The sequence below is a fragment of the Paenibacillus apiarius genome, from assembly GCF_017052585.1.
Taxonomy (GTDB): Bacteria; Bacillota; Bacilli; order Paenibacillales; family Paenibacillaceae; genus Paenibacillus_B; species Paenibacillus_B apiarius.
Map to the genome: position 1 here is coordinate 3,864,732 of NZ_JAFFHZ010000001.1, position 20,330 is coordinate 3,885,061.

Consider the following 20,330-nt stretch of genomic DNA (forward strand, 5'->3'; position numbering starts at 1 on the left):
ACATCGACTAGATTGAAGGAGAGGCATTCACATGAACGAGAATGATCGAGTGATTCCAACGAACGAAACGAATGGCACGAACGAAGCGGATGGGACGAAGCGCGCGTTCTGGAAGGAAGCTGTTGTCTATCAAATTTATCCGCGCAGCTTTAAAGACAGCAACGGAGATGGAATTGGCGATTTGCAGGGCATTATTTCCAAGCTGGATTATTTGAAAACGTTAGGCATCGATGTCATTTGGCTGTCGCCGGTATATGAATCGCCTAACGACGACAACGGCTATGACATTAGCGATTATCGGGCCATTCACGAAGAGTTCGGCACGATTGCCGATTGGGAAGCGCTAATAGACGGGATGCATGCGCGCGGAATGAAGCTCGTCATGGATTTGGTCGTCAATCATACATCTGATGAGCATGCTTGGTTCGCCGCTTCGCGCGAGTCGGTCAATAGTCCGTATCGGGATTACTATCATTGGCGTCCGGGACGCGGCGACCACGAGCCGAACAACTGGACGTCGGTATTCAGCGGTTCTGCGTGGCAGTATGACGATCGTTCGGGCGAATATTATTTGCATTTATTCTCCACGAAACAGCCTGATCTGAATTGGGAAAGTCCGCGCGTGCGCGATGAAATCTACGATATGATGCGGTGGTGGCTTGATAAAGGCGTCGACGGCTTCCGCATGGACGTCATCAACTTCATATCGAAGACGCCGGGACTTCCAAGTGTCGGTGAGGAGCGGTATGCGTGGGGCGGAGAGCATTTCATGAACGGGCCGCATTTGATGGAGCATTTGCAAGAAATGAAGCGAGAGGTGCTTGACCGTTACAACGTCATGACGGTCGGCGAAATGCCGGGCGTCACGGTGGAACAGGCGCGCGACATTACAGATGAGCGGCATGGCGCTCTTAACATGGTGTTCCAATTCGAGCATATGGAGGTCGATTCAGGAGCCGGCGGCAAGTGGGATGTGACGCCGTGGAAGCTGCATGATTTGCGCTCCATTTTGCACAAATGGCAGACAGGACTGGCAGACAGCGGCTGGAACAGTCTTTACTTGAATAACCATGACCAGCCGCGCATGGTATCCCGCTTTGGCGATGACGGCGCATACCGGGTGGAATCCGCCAAGATGCTGGCGACGCTGCTGCATACGTTGAAAGGAACGCCGTATATTTATCAAGGGGAAGAGATCGGAATGACGAATGTCCGCTTCGATTCCATCGAGCAGTACAAAGACATTGAAACCCTCAATATGTATCGCGAGCATACGGAGCAATACGGGAAAGATCCGGCCGACGTGATGAAGTCGATTTACGCCAAAGGGCGCGACAATGCGCGCACGCCGCTACAGTGGGATGCCTCCCCGCATGGCGGTTTCACGTCGGGTACGCCTTGGTTGCAAGCCAATCCGAATTACACGGACATCAATGCGGAGCAGGCGCTCTCGGATCCAGATTCGATTTTCTTCTATTATCAAGCGCTCATCCGGTTGCGGAAGCAGAATCCGATTATGGTATACGGCGATTACCGCCTATGGCTGGAAGAGGATGAATGCATTTATGCTTATACACGAAGCTGGAAAGGCAAGGAATGGGTCGTCCTGATGAATTTCGCGGGTCGTGACGCGGCGTTTCACTGTCCTCCAGAATGGCAAGGACGTGGCTATGCGCGCATCATTGGCAATTACGAAGACGTGCCGTTCGAAGTGTTCGCGGATGCATCGCTGCGGCCATTCGAGGCGCTGGTGCTTGAGCTTCATAATGAAATGAGAACTTCCGTATAATCAAAGCACGGACTCTCCTCACACGGTTAATGTGCGAAGAGAGTCCGTGTTGTTCACCCTATGCGCCATATTGGATCTTCAACCGTAATGGGGCGATTATGTTCTAACTCCAGCCCTGTCTCATAAGAGCGATTGCCGATCGCTTCTTGCAGCGTGACATAGGCATGTTCGATGTCCTGTTCTGCATCTGGGCCGTTCGCTGCCTGAGCGTTGTCTCGGACCTTCCAATAATCGATTGCCGCCGCCAGCACGCATGCCGCATCCTCTCGCGCCGTTTCCCACATATCCCATATGCTTGACGTATATGTTTCGTCCGTTCCCGTCGGATCGGGCCACGCTGTGCGGGTTTCGTTCAATACATCGTATGGCGGAATATTTCGTTTATAGACAAATGGCTCGATTTGCCTGAAGGTTAACGCTGTCTTCAAGCCGTATGGGTCATGGAATAGTCGCTGCGCCCGCAGCATATCGCGGTTCGCGTCGTTCCAATATTCGGGTTTGGCCTTGTGGGCAAGCTCCGGATAATATTTGTCAGACAGCTCCATGAATAAACGCACGATCTCCTGCGGAAATTGTCCGCCTGTATTAATTTCCTTCCACACCGGCGTCTTCCATGTCTCCATACTTGTCTTCCTGCGGACGATATGGGTGTCCATGAGCACCTCGAACCGCTGATGGTCCCATTTCCGGAATCCCGATCGGACGAATACATAAGGGTGCATATGGCGATCAAGGATATGATGGAGCAGAAATCCCAAGGCGTATACGCGGTTCTCCGGCTGCCGGGACGGCACGGAAGAGAGCAGATCGAGCAGAAACGGACCGCAATGCTCGTTATGCATCGCTGCCCCGATTTCATTCATGACGGTGATGCGCTGCCAAGGAAAAAACTGATGATAGAACAGGAAGTCGGGCCCCTGACATCCCATATTGAACAACCGTTTCCGGTTCTCATCCTCAATCCATTCGGCGAGTCCCGCCTCAGCCAGCGCTTCTTGGCCGAACAGCAAATGCGTCCATATGTTGGGCATGATTGCCCTCCTTTTTGATAGTAACTATTCAATGAGAATTTATTTCTTCGTATCCCTTGTGATCACACAGCCTCTATAAACAAGATGACGGGTTGTAGGCAAAAATGTCAACCTTTTTGTATAATGAGTAACGTTGGACAACCTCTAATATGGTACGGAGGAACATGTTCGAAAGACGATAACTACAGCGAAGGAGACGACTCCATGATACGCGCGCGAACATTTGTCAGCCTGCAGCACAAAATTTTTAAGTTTACCGTTCTGCTCGTATGCATTCCGATATTGCTCATTGGTTCCATTTCCTATTGGAGATCGGCAGATATTTTGCAACAAAAAGTATCGGTGTCGGATCTCAACACGGTTACGCAGGTTGGTCTGAATGTGCAGTTCATGACAGATTATGTTCACGATACGTCGCTGTTCCTCATTCAATCGGATGAGGTCCGGCGGTTCCTGTTAAGCAATTCCGGATCGAACGAAAGCCTCGAGCGTGAAATTTCATCCATGGAACGCTTCTTTCTTCATCTCACTAATATGAAGGAATTCATTCATTCCATCTACTTGCAGGGCGAGAACGGGGTGACGTTCAGCACGCACCCAGAGGCCGTCAGCTTGAACGGCATGATGCTGGAAGAAGTGAAGCGTCTGCGCGGCAAGCCGATGTGGTTTATACAGAAGCATAACAATTATGACACGTTGTCCTTCGTCCGGGAAATCCGGGATGTGAACAATGTCGGGCGCCGCCTTGGGATGGTTCAAGTCAATATCGATCTGAACTATGTGCGCCAATTATTGAACCAGCAGCGCATCGGCACCCGCGATAGCTTCTATTTGCTGAATGAAGAGGGGCTTGTGCTGACGTCAACGGGAAATGCCAGCAACTACTCCCAGCTTCCGACCAGCTTTGAATTTTCCGATCAGGCCCATGGGGACCACGGGTACTATACAGTAGCTATGGATAAGGAACGGTATCTGATCACGTATGCGGGCATTGCCAAGACCGGCTGGAGGATCGCGCATGCCGTTCCGCTTCAGGAGATGCTGGCAGAGAATGCCGTCATCACGAAAATGATGCTTATCGCCATGATCGCGTCGCTCGTCGTGTGCGTTGTCACCGCCATCTTGTTCTCGAAGCGGATTATCCGCCCGATTCAACATTTGCGCAGCTTGATGCTGCGGATGGAACGGGGGCAGTTCCAAGGACGTGTGCAAGTTCAGAGCAATGACGAGATAGCCCAGCTCGGGCGCAGCTTCAACCGGATGAACGAGCGGCTTCATGAGCTGGTCAATCAGGTGTATGAAGCGGAATTGAAAAAGAAGGAGGCGGAGCTTAAAGCATTCCAAGCCCAGATCAATCCGCATTTCTTATATAATACGCTTGATACGATTTATTGGATGAGCCGGATGGAGAAAGCATATGAGACGGCTCAATTGGTCGAGGCGCTATCCAAGCTGTTCCGTCTCAGCCTGAACAGCGGCAAAGAGCTGACAACGGTTAACGACGAGGTCAATCATTTGAAAAATTATATGATTATTCAACAAAAACGCTACGAGGATATGATAGATTTTCATTTGGAAACCGATAATGAAGATACGCTTCATGGACGAACCGCGAAGCTCATCCTGCAGCCGTTCGTGGAAAACGCAATTGTTCACGGCATCGAAAAGCTGGGCGAGCCAGGCTGTATTCGAGTGGATGTGTTCCGGCGAGAGGACACGCTAATCTATCGCATCTCCGATACGGGCACCGGAGTCGACGTGGCGGAGATGGAGCGGCTCATGCAGGAAAGCGGGGCTAATAACCGCGGCTTTGCGATTAAAAATGTAAATGACCGGATTCAGCTTTACTTCGGCGATGACTACGGAGTGACCTTTAAAAATAACGAGGCTGGCGGAACGACCGTCGAAATCATACAGCCTTGGAAGACGGGAGAGGATATGACATGAGTGCGATAAAAGTATTGATTGCAGATGATGAAGTCATCATTCGAAAAGGCATTCGCACCTCTATCGATTGGGAGCCGCTTGGCATCGAGATCGTCGGCGAGGCGAGGAACGGGCAAGAAGCGTTGGAACTGGCGGAATCGCTGCAGCCAGATATCGTCATGACCGACATCCGCATGCCGCTGATGGACGGGCTGGCGCTTGCGGCCAAGCTGAAGGAGCAGAAGCCGCACATTAAGCTCGTAATTGTGTCCGGCTATGACGATTTCGATTATGCAAGGCAAGCTCTCAAAATCGGTGTCAGCGAGTATTTGACCAAGCCGGTTGGGGCTGGGGAAATGACGAAGCTAATGTCGAAGCTTAGCGATCAAATCCGTGCGGAACGGGAGCGGCACAGTGAAGAATGGCACAACGGCATGCTGTTGCGGGAAAGTATGCCGTACATTCAGGGAAAATGGCTGAACCGGCTTCTAAAGGGCGAACACCAAGACGAAGAGATGATTCGCAACCGGGCGAGGCAGCTCCATATTGCGCTGGATGGACCCGAATATGCCGTAGTCGTCATCGATATTGACGATTACAGGCTCATTATGGAGCAGTCTACAGATCGGGAGAAGGAACTTATACAATTCGCCATTCAAAATATTGCAGAGGAGCTGTTCGGAGAGAAGTTCACGACCGCGGTATGCCGCACGGAGGAAGATACGCTGGCAGTGCTCTTAAGTGTGAACATGAGCAATAAGCATCTTATTACGGCATGCTGCGAGGAAATGCAGCAATGTGTGCGCCGTTATGTCAAGCTATCGGTAACGCTTGGCATCGGCAGCATTATCTCGTCACTCGCCAACGTGCAGGCGAGCATGGAGGAGGCGATGTCTGCGATTCGAAGCAAGGTGTATCGCGGCAAGGGGCAAATCATCGTGTTCGATGCGAAAGAGCATGCCCAAATGAAATCGCCGATGCTCATCCCTACCGAAGAAGAACTTGAGCTCTTGCAAAGGCTTGCGACGATGGACTTTGCAGGCATTCGGGAACGGCTGGACAAATGGTTTCGCCACTGTGCGGAGGAGGGCGTATCATACCAGCATGTTCAGACGCTCTGCGTAAAGCTAGTGGTGCTGGCGACAACCCATGTGGAGCAGATGGGCGTGAAACGCGCCGATCTGGACCCGGTGCTTCTTAACCCGTATGACGAGGTGAAGAAGTACGAGACCGCGCACGATATGAAGCAGTGGCTTCTGGAAATGTTCGACTCGTTCATCCTAACCATTTCGCAATATAAGACAAGCCGTTACCGGAATATCGTCTCCGTCGCCATTCAATACGTTCAGGAGCATTATGCGGAAGAACTGAAGCTTGAGGATATTGCGGGGCACGTCTATGTTACGCCCAATTATTTCAGCCGCGTGTTCAAGCAGGAGACGGGCGAACACTTTACGGAATGGCTGAATAAATTCCGGGTGGAGAAGGCGAAGCCGCTCCTGCGGGATGTCAGCCTCAAAGTATACGAGGTCGCGGAACAGGTTGGATATAACGACTACAAATATTTCGCTCATATTTTCAAAAAGTATACGGGCACTACTCCGAAGGAGTATCGCAATCAGTTATAACGGGACGAATGTTGATTTGCTGACATTTGGTACGGCAATCGAGCAGTATGGACGAGAGGACAAGGATGGCTTGCGGGCTATCCTGTCTTTTTTTTCGGAAAATAATCAACTGGTCAGTTGTGAACGGTCTTGCAAATGGGATTACTGACTCATGGGGAGAGCGGGGCTAAGGGGGAGACAGAGGAGAGAACAGGGGCTGAAATTGTGCCATAAATATCAGATTTACTCGAAAAGGTTAAAAAAACGGACATTTTAATAATTCTCTCTACTTATTTACTTGCATGAATTTCCTATACTTAAGATGTAAACGTTAGCAAGTCTAATGATGACACGAGGGGTGTACACAACATGAAAAAAGGGTTAAAACGCTGGACGTCCATGCTGCTGATTTCCTGCATGGCTTTGATGGTTGCAGGCTGCGGCTCGTCCCAATCCTCTTCCGGCTCAGGCGAGCAGGCAGAAGGCAAGAAAGAACCGATTAAATTCATGCATATGTTCGACAAAAACGCAGAAGGCGGCGGCCTTCACCAAGCGGAATTGCTGGACAAATTCATTGCTGACAATCCTGACATCAAATTGGATCAGGAAGTTCAGTCTCACGATAACTACGAAACGAAAATCAAGACATTGGCTGCAGCGAACGAGCTGCCAGACATCTTCCTTATTAAGAGCTCGATGGTAACGACGTTCGTCGAGAACGGACTGGTAATGCCGGTCGACGAAATGCTTGATAAAGATCCGGATTGGAAAAACGGCTTCGTGGACGGCGCGCTCGATACGTATCAAGTAGACGGCAAGACGTACGGGATTCAATTTTCCGGCGGTCCGACGCACGCTATTTATTACAACAAAGATCTCGTAGCGCAAGCAGGCTTCAATGAATTTCCAAAGACATGGGATGATTTCCTGAAGCTTATCGATAACTTGAAAGCGAAGGACATCACTCCAATCGCTTTCGGGAACAAAGGAAAATGGCTTGCTAACTCCAGCTATATGTCCACGCTTGGTGATCGCTTCACCGGCACGGAATGGTTCAATAAGCTTGTCAACAAGCAAGGCTCTAAATTTACAGACCCTGAATTCGTACAAGCGCTCACTCTGTTCCAAGACTTGGCGAAGCGCGGCGCGTTCAACAGCGACATGAACTCGATCGATAACAACCAAATGAAAACATTGTACTACAACGGTAAAGCAGCGATGTTCATCGAAGGCGCTTGGGCCAGCAACGCGGTTGAAACAGGCGGTCCGAAAGAAATTCTCGATAAGACCGAGCTGGCTATCTTCCCGGCTATCAACGGTGCCAAAGGTGAACAGAACGGCGTATCCGGCGGCGGCGGTTGGGCTTATGCCGTTAACGTAAATATCGACAAAGCCAAATTGGACGATGTTGCGAAAATGCTGAAGTTCTTGTCTGACAAAGATGCGGCGAAAGTCATTCTGAAGTACGGCGACATTCCTTCCAGCAAAGTGGAAAACATGGATGAATTGAATCTGTCTCCAATGACGAAAAAAATGGTGAAAATGCTTGAAACAACGAAGTATGTGCCAATTTACGATTCCCGCTTGTCTCCTGGCTTGACTGAAGCGATGAACGCAGCGATGCAAGATATGCTTATCGGTCAAATTACGCCAGAAAAAGCAGCAGAAGTGATGCAAAAAGAATTCGATAACGAAATGTAGAGATTAGCAAGATAGATAGTTAGATAGAGAGAGAAACGTGGATAGGATTGAGATGAATTCTCCCGGGCGCATGCCCGGGAGAATCGTTATCCCGATGAAATCGAAACAGAGAGAGGAGAGAACCGTGATGAATAACACCGCTATCCGTCCCAAACGCTGGACGTTCTTTGCATATTTGATTCCAGGCGTTGTCATTTATGCATTTATGGTGCTTGTCCCGTTAGTGCTCGCTTTGCGGTACAGCTTCTATAAATGGTCCGGCGGTCCGAAGATGGAATGGATCGGCTTGAAGAACTATCAAATCCTCCTGCAGGATGACAAGTTTTGGGGAGCCTTCATCAATAACTTGCTGATTGTTGGCTTTAGCGTTGTCGGCCAGATTGGGATAGCTTTCATCATAGCCATATTCTTAATGAACAAGTGGGTAAAATGGCGTGAGTTCCACCGTACCGTTATTTTTATTCCGGTCGTATTATCGTCCGTCGTTATCGGCTTCCTGTGGTCGATGATTTACAACAACGATGCGGGACTTCTGAACTGGCTCTTGACGAATTTGGGGCTGGAATCTTGGATTAAACCGTGGCTCGATGACCCGAACGTCGTCATGTATTCCGTAACAGCACCGATCGTGTGGCAATATATCGGGTTCTATTTGATTATTTTCATGGCTTCCATGCAAAGCATTAACGGTGAAGTGTATGAAATGGCGGAGATTGATGGCGCCACAGGCATGAAGAAGACGCTTTACATTACATTGCCGTTGATGAAAGATACGCTCAAAATTGCTGTGATGCTCTGTATTGCGGGGAACATGAAGGCGTTCGACAGTATCTTCGTTATGACAGGCGGCGGCCCGGGCAACTCCTCGACCGTTATGGCGCAATACGCTTATGATACGTCGTTCAAAGCGTTCAAGCTCGGGTACGGCAGTGCCATTTCCATCGGCATTATGGTGCTTAGCGTCGGGCTTATCATGATCAGCCGTTTGATTGGAGGGAAGAACAATGACTAAGTTGAAGACGCTCATACCGCGTACTCTTATCAATCTCTTTTTGTGGATCATGTCGTTGTCATGCATATTCCCGATCATATGGATGATTTACTCTTCGCTCAAGACACAGCAGGAGTTTAACACGAACATCATTTCTTTGCCGACGCGATTGAATTTCCAGAACTATATTGATGCGTTCCGAATCGGCAAGATGGATACGTACTTCGTAAACAGTGTTATCGTAACTGTGCTGACCGTCGTTCTGACTGTCGTCATCAGTTTCTTGGCAGCCTATATATTGGCCCGCTTCAACTTCCCGGGACGCGGCGCGATTTATTTCATGTTCCTCGCGGGTATGCTTATTCCGGTGCACGGCCTGCTTATCCCGGTGTTCGTCGAGTTCAAATCGCTCGGATTGTTGGATCAACGGATAACGCTCGTGTTGCCTTACGTTGCTTTTAACTTGTCGATGGGTATCTTTTTATTCGAGAACTTCATCAAATCCGTGCCGCTTGAGGTAGAGGAAGCCGCTGCGATCGATGGCAGCTCGACGACGCGCCGCGTGCTGACGATTGTGCTTCCGATGTGTCTGCCGGTTATCTCGACGGCGATTATTCTGTACTTCCTCGGCGCGTGGAACGAATTCCCGTTTGCGCTCGTGCTGATTAAGAGTCCGGAGCTTCGCACGCTGCCGGTCGGCTTGACCAATTTCAACGGGCAATTTACGGTCAACTATCCGCAGATGATGGCGGCGATGGTTATCGTTGTGTTGCCTGTCATTTTGACCTATCTCGCATTTTATAAGAAAATAATGCAAGGGATGACTGCGGGGGCCGTTAAAGGATAATCCGCAACTCACTCATAACGAATTGGGGGCAGGCGCAATGCTCAAAGACTCGGCACGCAAACCGAACATTGTCTTTATGGTAGCTGATGATCATCGTTATGAATCGATTCGCGCTCATGGCAATAAGGAAGTAGAGACGCCGACGCTGGACAAGCTGTCCAAGCGCGGCGTAAGCTTCCAGAGCACCAATATTATCGGCGGGATGGATGGGGCGGTCTGCGCCCCGTGCCGCGCCTGTCTGAATACGGGCTCTTCCATCTTCGGCGCTACGGTGAAGCAAGATTTGGGAGATACGATGGAGAAGCTTACTATCGCTCCCCGGAAGGTAACGATGGCGGAAGCGTTCCGGCAAAACGGATATTACTCGTATGCCGTCGGAAAGTGGCACAATGACAAAGCCAGCTTCAACCGCAGCTTCTGTGGCGGGAATCAGATTTTCTTCGGCGGCATGAGCGATCACCGTCAAGTTCCTGTCTATTCATACGATCCGGCCGGAGCATACGCTGCCGATATGCGCAAGATTGAAACGACCTTCTCGACCGAGCTGTTCGCGAATGAAGCCGCATCATTTATCCGATCCTATGAGAGGGAGGAGCCTTTCTTCCTCTATGTGGCGTTCACTTCCCCGCACGATCCGCGGACTGCGCCAGAGCCGTACGCATCGCAGTATGATGCGAATGCGCTGCAGCTTCCGGCCAACTATGCGGCAGAACATCCATTCGATAACGGCGAAATGCATGTTCGCGACGAAGGGCTTGCCGCACTGCCTCGTGATCCGGGAGAGGTTCGCCAGCATATCGCCGACTACTATGCGATGATAACGCATCAGGATGCGCAGATGGGACGTATTGTGCAAGCGCTTGATGACAGCGGGCGTCTGCAGGATACGATTATCGTCTATACGTCTGATCACGGGCTTGCCGTCGGGCAGCATGGCCTGATGGGCAAGCAGAATCTGTACGAGCATAGTATTCGCATTCCGTGGCTGATGGCGGGACCGGGCGTGCCGGAACGAGAATCGGTTGGCGGGCAGGTGTTCCAGATGGATATTATGCCTACGCTGTGCGATGTTGCGGGCATTGACATTCCTGCTTCGGTCGAAGGCCGCAGCATGAAGCCGCTCATGAATGGAAATGAAGGCGAAGGACGGGAGACGGTCTATTCGTTATACAAAGATACGCAGCGCATGGTGAAGGACGGGCATTGGAAGCTGATACGCTACCGCCGCTCCGCTTGGAGCCATGAAGGAACGGATACGCTTCAACTTTTTGATTTGACTAATGATCCTGCCGAAACGCGCAACCTTGCGCATGAGCCAGGGATGGAGCAGCATCTGGAGCGTTTGCAGCAAGAGATGGAACAGTGGATGCGCCGCGTGGGCGATCCTTTTGTCGAACATTTTTGTGCAACCTGATAAAGTTCGAGCTTTCATCTAGCAAGCTGAAACGTTTCCATGTAAACTGGAGGAAGTCACGACGGACAAGCCGTTCTTTTCGGACGCGCAGCGTGATCGATAGAGACAACATCATGTGGAGAACAGGTGGAGGATATTATCATGGAACAATTCCGATTGCCGAAAATCGATGTGCCTAAGTTTGAACTGCCCAAGGCGGTGCATCGCGTCATGGAAGAAGCGGAGCAGAAGCTCGCTCATCGCCCTAAATTGCTGAAGCTGTTCAAAAACTGCTTCCCGAATACACTGGAAACGACGACGAAATTGCTTGACGATGGAACTACCTTCGTCTTGACTGGAGATATACCGGCCATGTGGCTGCGCGACTCCGTCGAGCAGGTCATTCATTATGTGCCTTTCGCAAAAGAGGACGAGGATCTGCAGCGTATTATCGGCGGCTTGATCAAACGCCATATGTACTATATCAACATTGACCCGTATGCAAACGCGTTCAATGAAACGGCTAATGATTGGCACTGGGATGCCAATGACCAGACGGAAATGTCCCCGTGGGTATGGGAACGCAAATATGAGCTGGATTCCATGTGCTTCTCGATTCGCCTTGCTTATATGTATTGGAAAGAGACGGGACGCACCGATATTTTCGATACGAACTTCAAAATGGCAATGCGCAAAATCGTCGACGTATGGAAAACAGAACAGCACCATTTCGAGAAATCGACGTACCGCTTCATGCGCGAGAACTGTCCGATTATCGACACGCTGCGCAATGACGGCCTTGGAATGCCGGTGAACTATACAGGCATGACTTGGTCCGGCTTCCGTCCGAGCGACGATGCATGCGACTTCCATTACAACATTCCGTCGAACATGTTCGCGGTCGTCAGCTTGCGTCACATGCAGGAGATTGCGAAGTACGGCTTCCGTGACGAAGCGCTTGTCAGTGAAATGGCGAAGCTCGAGGAAGAAATCAACCACGGCATTCAACTGTACGGGGTATACAATCATCCGACATTCGGCAAGATTTATGCTTTCGAGACGGACGGATTCGGCAACCATTGCCTGATCGACGATGCGGGTACGCCAAGCTTGATGTCGATTCCGTATATCGGATATACAACGGTAGAGGACCCGATCTATCAAAATACGCGCAAGTTTATTTTGAGCAAAGAAAATCCGTTCTATTTCGAAGGGAAAGCGGCAAAAGGCATCGGCAGCCCGCATACACCGGACGGATACGTATGGCACATGGCGTTGTCCATGCAAGGCTTGACGGCTGATAGCGACGATGAAATGCTTGCCATGATCAACATGCTTGAAGCTACCGATGCGGATACCGGCTTTATGCATGAAGGCTTCCTCGCAGATGATCCGAACGTATTCACCCGCGCTTGGTTCGCGTGGTCGAACAGCCTGTTCTCGCAATTGGTATGGAAAGCGATGCAGCGCGGCCTATTGGATAAATAATAACAAGCCGAAGCTGGCGTGAAAAAAGTAGTGGTGCAGGAATCATTCCCGCACCACTTTTTTTGCATTTTTGGAGCAACGGTATGCTGACTGTATTTTGGCCAATGGAATTATATTTTGTACCGGCTTATCATCTGGCTCAATGTTTGCGCCATTTGGTTCAGCTGCTCCGCGTTGTTCATCAAAGTGGACATATCCTGCAGCTGTTGATCCGTGAATTCTACCAGCGTGGACGAATGCTCCGCGTTCTTCTCAGCGATATGCGAGATTTCATTCACGGAAGCGAGAACTTCCTCCGATCCTGCCGACATCTCTTCCGTAACCGCAGAAGTGTCTTGGATCTGGTTCGCAATATCTGTTATTTCCAATAGAATGCGTTGGAACATATCGCCCGAATTTTGCACTTTATGTATTCCGTCGCCGACGCTTGAACGAACGTTATCCATAGACTGCACCGCTTTACGGGCATCATCTCTCGTTTCTTCAATCAGCTCCGCAATTTCGCGGGCAGAAGCCGCCGAGCGTTCCGCCAATTTTCTCACTTCATGGGCGACGACGGCAAAGCCTTGGCCATGTTCGCCGGCACGGGAAGCTTCAATCGAGGCGTTCAGGGCCAGCAGATTCGTCTGTGACGCAATTTGGGTGATGATATCGACAATATGGGCCATTTGCTCCGAGCGGTCGCCTAAATTTTGTACCAGTACTCCCGAGTTCCGAACGGATTCATCAATCGTGTTCATTTGCTGCACCGCTTCCTGCAGCAGCATGTTGCCATGTTTCGCCTGGTCGGTCGTATCGAGCGACGTTTCGGATATGCTGGTCGTGCTTTCGGCGATGCGCTGAATGCCGATAGCCATTTCTTCCATCGCTTTGGAGCTCTCTTCCGTCCCGCGCATCTGTGTCTCCGCGCCGGAAGCGACGGTTTTCACGATTGAATCGACTTCTTTTATCTGATTCGTGCTCTCTGCTGTATGGGCAGATAGCTGTTCTGATGATACGGCTAATGTATTTGCGGCGCTGCGTATTTCCATGACCAAGTTACGTATAGACGATTGCATCACTTGCAATGACTGGCCGAGTGCGCCGACTTCATCTTTTTTTCGTTGGATATGGGCCGGAACTTCCCTTGTAAAGTCGCCTGAACTAATCTCCTTCAGGTTCGCAACGACCGTCTGGATCGGTTTGGAAATGTTCGAGGCAACCGCCAGCGCCAGCAGTACGGCCAAAATGGCACATACCGAGCTGGTAATGAGATTGACCATCCCGATTTTGTCAGCTTCCTGGGTCAATTCGCTTTTTTCAACGACGGACAAGTATTTCCAACCTGTTTGATCCGATGTATATAGATTCGTCATATAGTTCGTTCCGTCCATTTGAACCTCGAAATGCTCCGTTGTTTTTTCTTTGATGTTCGCAAATTCGGGCACGCCTATTTCAGAGATGTTTTTAGAGATAAGCTGAGCATCCCGCGGATGGGCAAGAATGGTTCCGTCTTTGGAGAGCAGGATGACATAGCCTGTCGACCGGATTTTAATGTTTTTGAGTATCTGGGTCAGACTGCCCAGGCTTGTATCGCTCCCGACTACGCCTACCGGGTTGCCGCTGGCGTTTTTGACGACGGCTACGCTGCTCATATTCAATACACCGCTAACTGAATCCACATACGGATCGGTCATAATAACCTTGTCTGGATTCGCCAGCGCCTCTGAGTACCAAGGACGGGTGCGCGGATCATATTTGGCCGCCATTTCTTTTTCCGGCCACTGGACATAGCCCCCTTGAGTGGTGGCTAAGAACACGGCAGAGGTGTTCGAATGCGATGCGGCAAAGCGTTCGAATTCGTTATAAATGTCACTTTCGATGCCGCCGTTTTGAGCAAACGTTGAATTTGTATTTTTCGTTTGCTTCATGTAAGTGGTGATCGTGTCATCTGCTTTGGTTACGATCGGACTGTTTGCCAAGAACTGCACATTCTCATTAACCGTTTTGAAAAAAAGGGCGATTCTTCCATCGACCTGTGAAATTTCGTTCGTTGTCGCCGTTACGAAATTGGCGGTCATCTCATTCACCATACTGCGTTGCACAATGACGCCAATCAACGAAATGGGAATCAGAATCGTGGCTAGAAAGGAAAGAATCAGTTTCGTTTTAATACTTTTCAACATAGGTGCCCTCCCTTAAGATGCATTCGAAAGAAATTCGACATTATATGAATAAATTCGACATAACTATTTATCGCCAAAATAAGCATCATTCTTAATATTTGGATCGCTCTGCCGCCGATTTTATTTGAAGAAATAAGAGAAAAGAGAAAAAATAATGGATTCGGGAACAAGCTTTGAAGGCGTCAAACGGGAAGATAAAGCTTTGGAAGTAGTTCTTTGTGCTCAAAATACATAGAAATGCACATTTTTATTGAAAAACAGACAAATCATCTAGTGATCGGCTCCATTGTTTTCAGTATAATAGTCATATAGAAGTGGGCGTATAGGACGTTCGAATGATATCGAACATTACTTCCTCATTGTCGGAAAGGGGCGAAAGATACAAAGATGAGAGCCGAATGGATTCATCCTTTTTTGCAATCGGCGTGCACGGTCATTGAACAAGTCGTGCAAGTCCGTCCGGAACGGGGAGAGCTTGAGATGTTATCTTGGAGCGGAGCTCACGATTTCCGCATCCAGGTAGGTCTGACGGGACAGTTATCGGGACATGTGGCATTTGGACTGAATGAAGACGTGGCGATCAAGATGGCATCAGCGATGATGGGAGGCTTTCCGCTGGAAGCGCTTGACACCATTGGGGAAAGCGCGATTTCGGAGTTAGGGAATATGATAAGCGGAAACGCTACGACGTTGATGTATAACCAAGGCTTGAGTGTCGATATTACGCCGCCTCAATTGCTGGTGTCCTCTGATCACTTGGGTCCGATTAATCAGGCGATGGCCGTACCGCTTATTGTGGGAGGCATCGGACGGTTTGATGTGCTCATGCATTTCGGCTATAGTGATAAGGTTAGTATCGTATCCTAACGCATGATGCAAGGGCTGCGGCGATTCGGAAGCGGGAGTGCGGCAGGCCGCAGCCCGCGGCAGGACTAAAGGAGCATGAAAAATGGATTTGAAGGGAAAAATCGTGCTGATTACGGGCGCATCGAGCGGTATCGGCGCATTGACCGCGCGTGCCGTAGCTGCAAAAGGGGCAATCCCGGTGTTCACGGGCCGTTCCCTGCAGAAGCTGGAGGCTTCCGTCTTGGGCATTGCATCGGAGCATGCCGTGTATACGATGGACGTCACGAACGATGGCGATGTTGAGCGTGTCGTAGCCGATGTGCTGGAGCGTTACGGCCATATCGATATTTTGCTTAACAATGCGGGCTTCGGACAATTTGAACGTGCGGTAGACATGACTGTGGCGCAGTTTGCGGCCATGATGGACGTCAACTACATGGGTATCGTGCGCTGCACGAAGGCGGTGCTACCGCATATGCTGGCACGTCGTGACGGGCATATCGTGAACGTGGCCTCAATGTCAGGCAAGATCGGCTCCCCCAAATCTACCGGATACAGCGCAACGAAGCACGCCGTGCTTGGCTTCACCAATGCGCTGCGCATGGAATTGGCAGGTACCGGAGTCGCGGTGTCTGCCGTCAATCCTGGACCTATCGACACGCCCTTCTTCGAGTTGGCCGATCCGTCGGGTTATTACGTGAATAATGTGCGCTGGTTCATGATGCCGCCGGAGAAGGTAGTTCGCCATCTTGTGCGCATCATGGAAACGCGCCGGCAGGAAGTGGACCTGCCGTGGCTGGGAGCGTTAGGGGCGCGCCTCTATTCTCTTTTTCCCCGTTTGTCGAATCGCGTGGCCGCCAAATTCCTGAACAAGAAATAAGTGAAGCGCAGTTTACGCTTGATTGAATAATCAGCTGAATAGGCCGTAGAAGGTCCGCTCATGCTATGTTGCGTATGGACGCGACACAGAATGAGCGGATTTTTTTGAATTCATCATTGAGGAGCGGTTATGCTTCGGAACCGCTTTGACGATGAGCTTCGTTCATTTGCTTAATCTCTTCGAATAATGAGCGAATGGCTGCTTTGCCCTCTGGATGCGAATCATTCCAGTGGCGGGTCAGGTTCGGCATCGTCTTGTGCATATGGTTGTACAGCGCCCATAACTTGACCTTCTCTACCGTGGCTTCATCAGAATGTCCGGTAAGAAGCTCGGCATATTTTACGATAAGCGCATCGAATGAAGCTGTCCAGCTGTTATTCGTGTCATTCATATAGCGGCCTCCTTTACGATTCGAAATTGATGTATGATCAGGCTAACATAACTTTGACGGGAAAGAAAGTTGGAGGAGCCGTCTCTTTTCGATATAATGAAGGCACACGTGGAAATACTTCCATAGAGAGGAACGATGCATGTTGAGTACAACCTTTGCTTCATTGCAAATTAAAGAGGAGCTGCTGGGACGGTTGCAGGCGAAGGAGATCGTCACGCCGACCCCGATCCAAGCCGAGGCGATACCTGCCGCTCTCGCAGGGCGGGACGTGTTGGCCGGGTCGCAGACGGGAACGGGAAAGACGCTTGCCTATTTGCTTCCGCTCCTTATGAATATAGATAAGGATCAGCGTACAACGCAAGCTGTCGTCGTCGCTCCTACGCAAGAGCTAGCCATGCAAATTGCGCGGGAAGCGGAATACTACTGTGAGGGCAGCGGCATTCAGACGGCGGCGCTTATCGGCGGCGCCGCCTTGAAACGCCAAGTGGAGAAATTGAAGGAGCGGCCTCAGCTCGTAATCGGAACGCCGGGGCGGATACGCGAGCTCATTGAAATGCGCAAGCTGAAAATGCATGAGGTCCGCACGATCGTCGTGGATGAGGTCGATCATGTCCTGCAAAAAGGCGGTGCTCGCGATACGGAGTCGATTATGCAAAGCGCTTTGCGGGACCGCCAGCTGCTCTTCTTCTCCGCTACGCTGCCGACGGAAGTGAAGACGCTTGCCGAGCGGTGGATGCGCGAGCCGCAGCATATCGGCATCGAGCCCGAGAAGCGGATTGCGGATACGATTCAGCATCTTGTGTTCGTTAGCGAGGAGCGCGACAAAATCGATACATTGCGCCGCCTCGTGCGCCATTGGAACCCGAAGCAGGCGATCGTCTTTGTGAACGATATGCACCAGATTGGAGAATGGGAAGCGAAGCTGGCTTACGTCGGACTATCGGTCGCTTCCTTGTACGGAGATGCGCCGAAGCAGGAGCGGGTCAATGTCATTCGCCGCTTCCGCGAGGGGCAATTCCAGCTGCTGGTGGCCACCGACATTGCCGCCCGCGGCCTGGACATACCGGAGCTTCCCTATGTGTTCAGCGTGCAGCCTGCGCTTGATGCCGAACATTATGTGCACCGGGCGGGCCGCACGGGACGAATGGGACGGCGAGGGACATCGGTGAACATCATTACATCGCGGGAGCGGTTCATCATGCGCAAATTCGAGCGCGAGCTCGGCATCGTCATTCAAGAGCGCGCTTATTATGACGGACGCATCTATGATCCGAACGACAAACGCGTGGCGAAGCCGACACGCTCCCGCCCGCGCGTCTCTGCCAATGACAGCGAGCCGCGATCGAAAGGGGAGCGCCATCACGACCGGAAAAACAAAGGGGCTCCTAAGTGGTTGAAGGAGAAGCGCCAAACGAAGAAATAACAGGAACAATCGGAGTAGAGCCGCTGCACTGCAGAGTGTGGCGGCTTTTTTTTGTAGAATTACGTCGAATCAGCTTAAGTTTCGTTCAGAATTGTTGAATACTGGTAAAGACGCCGATATACTTATGGGTGGAAGATGGAGAAAGGGAGATGAAATTTTGTCTAGGAAATGGAAAATAGCGGTGCTGATGTTGACCGTACTCGCCCTTATCAGCGGCTGTCTCGGGGAAAAGCCGGTGCTGGAGGAGTTAGGGGAAGACGGCAAAGGGAAAATTAAAGTCCTGTATTACGACGAAAGCAATTTTTATCGGGAATACGGCAATTATTTCAATGTGAAGTTTCCGGAAATCGAATTTGAAGTAATCAGCACGAGCGAGATGTATGCGAATCAGGAAGGTCCAGTCGATTACAAGGCGGAGATGAAGAAGTTCCTCGACAAGCATAAGCCCGACGTCATGTTTTTGGATAAGGAAGTGTTCGGAGAATATGCGCAAGCAGGCAAGCTCTACAATCTTGATGCGGTAATTGCGCAGGAGAAGTTCGATTTGGAAGGATATATGCCGGGCATCATCGATTTGATTCGGGAGAAGGGAAACGGTTCTATATACGGGCTAACGCCTTCTTTCTATACGAATGTGATGTTCTATAATGCCGATTTGTTCAAGGAGCATGGCATCGAGCCGCCGCGCAACAAGATGTCATGGCAGGAAGTCATTGATTTATCTAGCCGGTTCGCAAATATCGGCTCCGGAGAGGACCAAATCTACGGGATGTATGAGGAATACGGTCAGGCGGATCAAGTGCTAAGAAAAATTGCATCCACTTCTTCGCTGCAGCTGTTCGATGCGAAGGGGGAGAAACTGCTCATCGACTCCGACGGCTGGAAAAACGCCATTAAGACGGCGGCGGATGCAATACGGAGCAAAGCCATCTATGTTAACCCGCCGCGCAATAGAGGGGACGGGCCTGTCTATATGCCGAACGACGATAATAAATTCATGTCAGGCAAGGCCGCAATGATTATGCAGGGACCGTGGTATATGAACCAGCTGAAGAACCGGAAGATGTACACCCAGAATGCCAAGGATTTCGATTGGGGCATTGTGACGCTTCCGGTGGATCCGGCTTCGCCGGACACTTCCGCGGATGTCTATTTGAACGAAATTTACGCGATTTCCGCCGACTCCGCCAATAAGCGGGCGGCATGGGAATTCATTAAGTTTGTCAATGGCCCGGAAGTGGCCAAGGCCGCTTCGCGAACGTTAGACGGCCGGATTCCGACGCGCAATCAATTCTTCAAGGAAGTGGACGGCAAGAGCATGGAAGCCTTCTATATGCTGAAGCCGAAAGACAACGACAAATCATATTGGGATGATAAAGTCCCGATGGAGTTCTACGAACCATTCGGCCAACTGCAGACGGAGGCGCTGCAAGCCATTATCGACAACAAGAAGACGGTCGATGAGGCGGTAGCGGAGCTGCAGCAAAAAGGGGAGGCCGCGTTGATTAAAGCGCGAGAGGAAGAGAAGGCGCGCAAGGCGGCGGAGCAAGCCAAATCCGGCTCAACAAGCGAGAAAGCGTCCGGCGAGGCGACCGAAGGAACCGATACGAAATAAACGACAGGGAATTAACCGATCCGCTAGCCGGATGATTCAAGCCAGAGATGGTATGAAGCCTGCCGCAGCATGAATTGCTGCCGGCGGGCTTTCGTTTGTTCTGAAGGAAGCCGTCGGCTGCTTCGTAAGATTCGGCCTTCTTTCCCCGTGCAGGAATTGGCGTTGGTACTCTAGGCGTCTGCAGTCGCATATACGGCATACCGCACCTTCTTGGAGCCAACGGATCTAGTGTTTCTG

At 50.7% G+C, this 20,330-nt stretch carries 15 protein-coding genes; 12 read left to right on the forward strand and 3 right to left on the reverse strand.

Translation table 11 applies throughout. The features are described 5' to 3' along the window. Nucleotides 1–31: 31 nt before the first annotated feature. Nucleotides 32–1,789 (forward strand): glycoside hydrolase family 13 protein, encoded by a 1,758-nt coding sequence (locus JSQ80_RS17300; RefSeq protein ID WP_240463703.1) that lies wholly within the window; start codon nt 32–34, stop codon nt 1,787–1,789. Nucleotides 1,790–1,842: 53 nt separating this feature from the next. Here JSQ80_RS17300 and JSQ80_RS17305 read toward each other — a convergent pair whose 3' ends face one another. Further along, nucleotides 1,843–2,820 carry a zinc dependent phospholipase C family protein gene (locus JSQ80_RS17305; protein ID WP_206096126.1) on the reverse strand — a complete coding sequence of 326 codons (978 nt, stop codon included), beginning with the start codon at nt 2,818–2,820 and terminating at the stop codon, nt 1,843–1,845. A 204-nt stretch (nt 2,821–3,024) separates the two neighbouring features. Between JSQ80_RS17305 and JSQ80_RS17310 the strand changes: the two genes are divergently transcribed. The 7 genes from JSQ80_RS17310 (at nt 3,025) to JSQ80_RS17340 (ending at nt 12,773) form a co-directional block, all read left to right on the forward strand. After that, nucleotides 3,025–4,767 (forward strand): sensor histidine kinase, encoded by a 1,743-nt coding sequence (locus tag JSQ80_RS17310; RefSeq protein WP_087435997.1) that lies wholly within the window; start codon nt 3,025–3,027, stop codon nt 4,765–4,767. Next, entirely contained in the window at nt 4,764–6,374 is a 1,611-nt protein-coding gene (locus tag JSQ80_RS17315; protein WP_206096127.1) for a response regulator transcription factor, read from the forward strand. The genes JSQ80_RS17310 and JSQ80_RS17315 overlap by 4 nt, the downstream gene beginning before the upstream one ends. A 348-nt stretch (nt 6,375–6,722) precedes the next feature. Beyond that, nucleotides 6,723–8,054, forward strand: coding sequence for an extracellular solute-binding protein (locus JSQ80_RS17320; protein ID WP_087435999.1), 1,332 nt, complete (start codon nt 6,723–6,725; stop codon nt 8,052–8,054). A gap of 127 nt (nt 8,055–8,181) precedes the next feature. Next, nucleotides 8,182–9,066: a carbohydrate ABC transporter permease gene (locus tag JSQ80_RS17325; RefSeq protein ID WP_206096128.1), complete on the forward strand. Its 885-nt coding sequence runs from the start codon at nt 8,182–8,184 to the stop codon at nt 9,064–9,066. After that, the gene (locus JSQ80_RS17330; RefSeq protein ID WP_087436001.1) at nt 9,059–9,892 is read left to right on the forward strand and encodes a carbohydrate ABC transporter permease; all 834 of its coding nucleotides are present in this window, start codon (nt 9,059–9,061) and stop codon (nt 9,890–9,892) included. The genes JSQ80_RS17325 and JSQ80_RS17330 overlap by 8 nt, the downstream gene beginning before the upstream one ends. 37 nt (nt 9,893–9,929) lie before the next feature. After that, entirely contained in the window at nt 9,930–11,306 is a 1,377-nt protein-coding gene (locus tag JSQ80_RS17335) for a sulfatase family protein (RefSeq protein ID WP_206096129.1), read from the forward strand. Between the two features lie 141 nt (nt 11,307–11,447). Further along, on the forward strand, nt 11,448–12,773 hold the full coding sequence (locus JSQ80_RS17340) for a glycoside hydrolase family 125 protein (RefSeq protein ID WP_206096130.1): 1,326 nt from the start codon (nt 11,448–11,450) through the stop codon (nt 12,771–12,773). 110 nt (nt 12,774–12,883) lie between these two features. Here JSQ80_RS17340 and JSQ80_RS17345 read toward each other — a convergent pair whose 3' ends face one another. Beyond that, a complete protein-coding gene (locus JSQ80_RS17345) occupies nt 12,884–14,938 on the reverse strand; it encodes a methyl-accepting chemotaxis protein (protein ID WP_206096131.1) in 2,055 nt (684 codons plus the stop codon). A 387-nt stretch (nt 14,939–15,325) separates the two neighbouring features. On the opposite strand from JSQ80_RS17345, the gene JSQ80_RS17350 reads away from it, so the two are divergent. Beyond that, nucleotides 15,326–15,805 carry a chemotaxis protein CheX gene (locus tag JSQ80_RS17350; RefSeq protein ID WP_087436005.1) on the forward strand — a complete coding sequence of 160 codons (480 nt, stop codon included), beginning with the start codon at nt 15,326–15,328 and terminating at the stop codon, nt 15,803–15,805. Between the two features lie 82 nt (nt 15,806–15,887). Then, complete coding sequence (locus tag JSQ80_RS17355) at nt 15,888–16,664, forward strand: SDR family NAD(P)-dependent oxidoreductase (protein ID WP_206096132.1); 777 nt, start codon at nt 15,888–15,890, stop codon at nt 16,662–16,664. Nucleotides 16,665–16,791: 127 nt separating this feature from the next. Here JSQ80_RS17355 and JSQ80_RS17360 read toward each other — a convergent pair whose 3' ends face one another. Further along, nucleotides 16,792–17,055 carry a DUF2573 family protein gene (locus tag JSQ80_RS17360; protein WP_206096133.1) on the reverse strand — a complete coding sequence of 88 codons (264 nt, stop codon included), beginning with the start codon at nt 17,053–17,055 and terminating at the stop codon, nt 16,792–16,794. 139 nt (nt 17,056–17,194) lie between these two features. Here JSQ80_RS17360 and JSQ80_RS17365 point away from each other — a divergent pair, with 139 nt between their 5' ends. Together JSQ80_RS17365 and JSQ80_RS17370 are read left to right on the forward strand one after the other, a co-directional pair. Then, nucleotides 17,195–18,478 (forward strand): DEAD/DEAH box helicase, encoded by a 1,284-nt coding sequence (locus JSQ80_RS17365; RefSeq protein ID WP_087436008.1) that lies wholly within the window; start codon nt 17,195–17,197, stop codon nt 18,476–18,478. 157 nt (nt 18,479–18,635) lie between these two features. Then, a complete protein-coding gene (locus tag JSQ80_RS17370; RefSeq protein WP_206096134.1) occupies nt 18,636–20,093 on the forward strand; it encodes an ABC transporter substrate-binding protein in 1,458 nt (485 codons plus the stop codon). Nucleotides 20,094–20,330 lie beyond the last annotated feature (237 nt).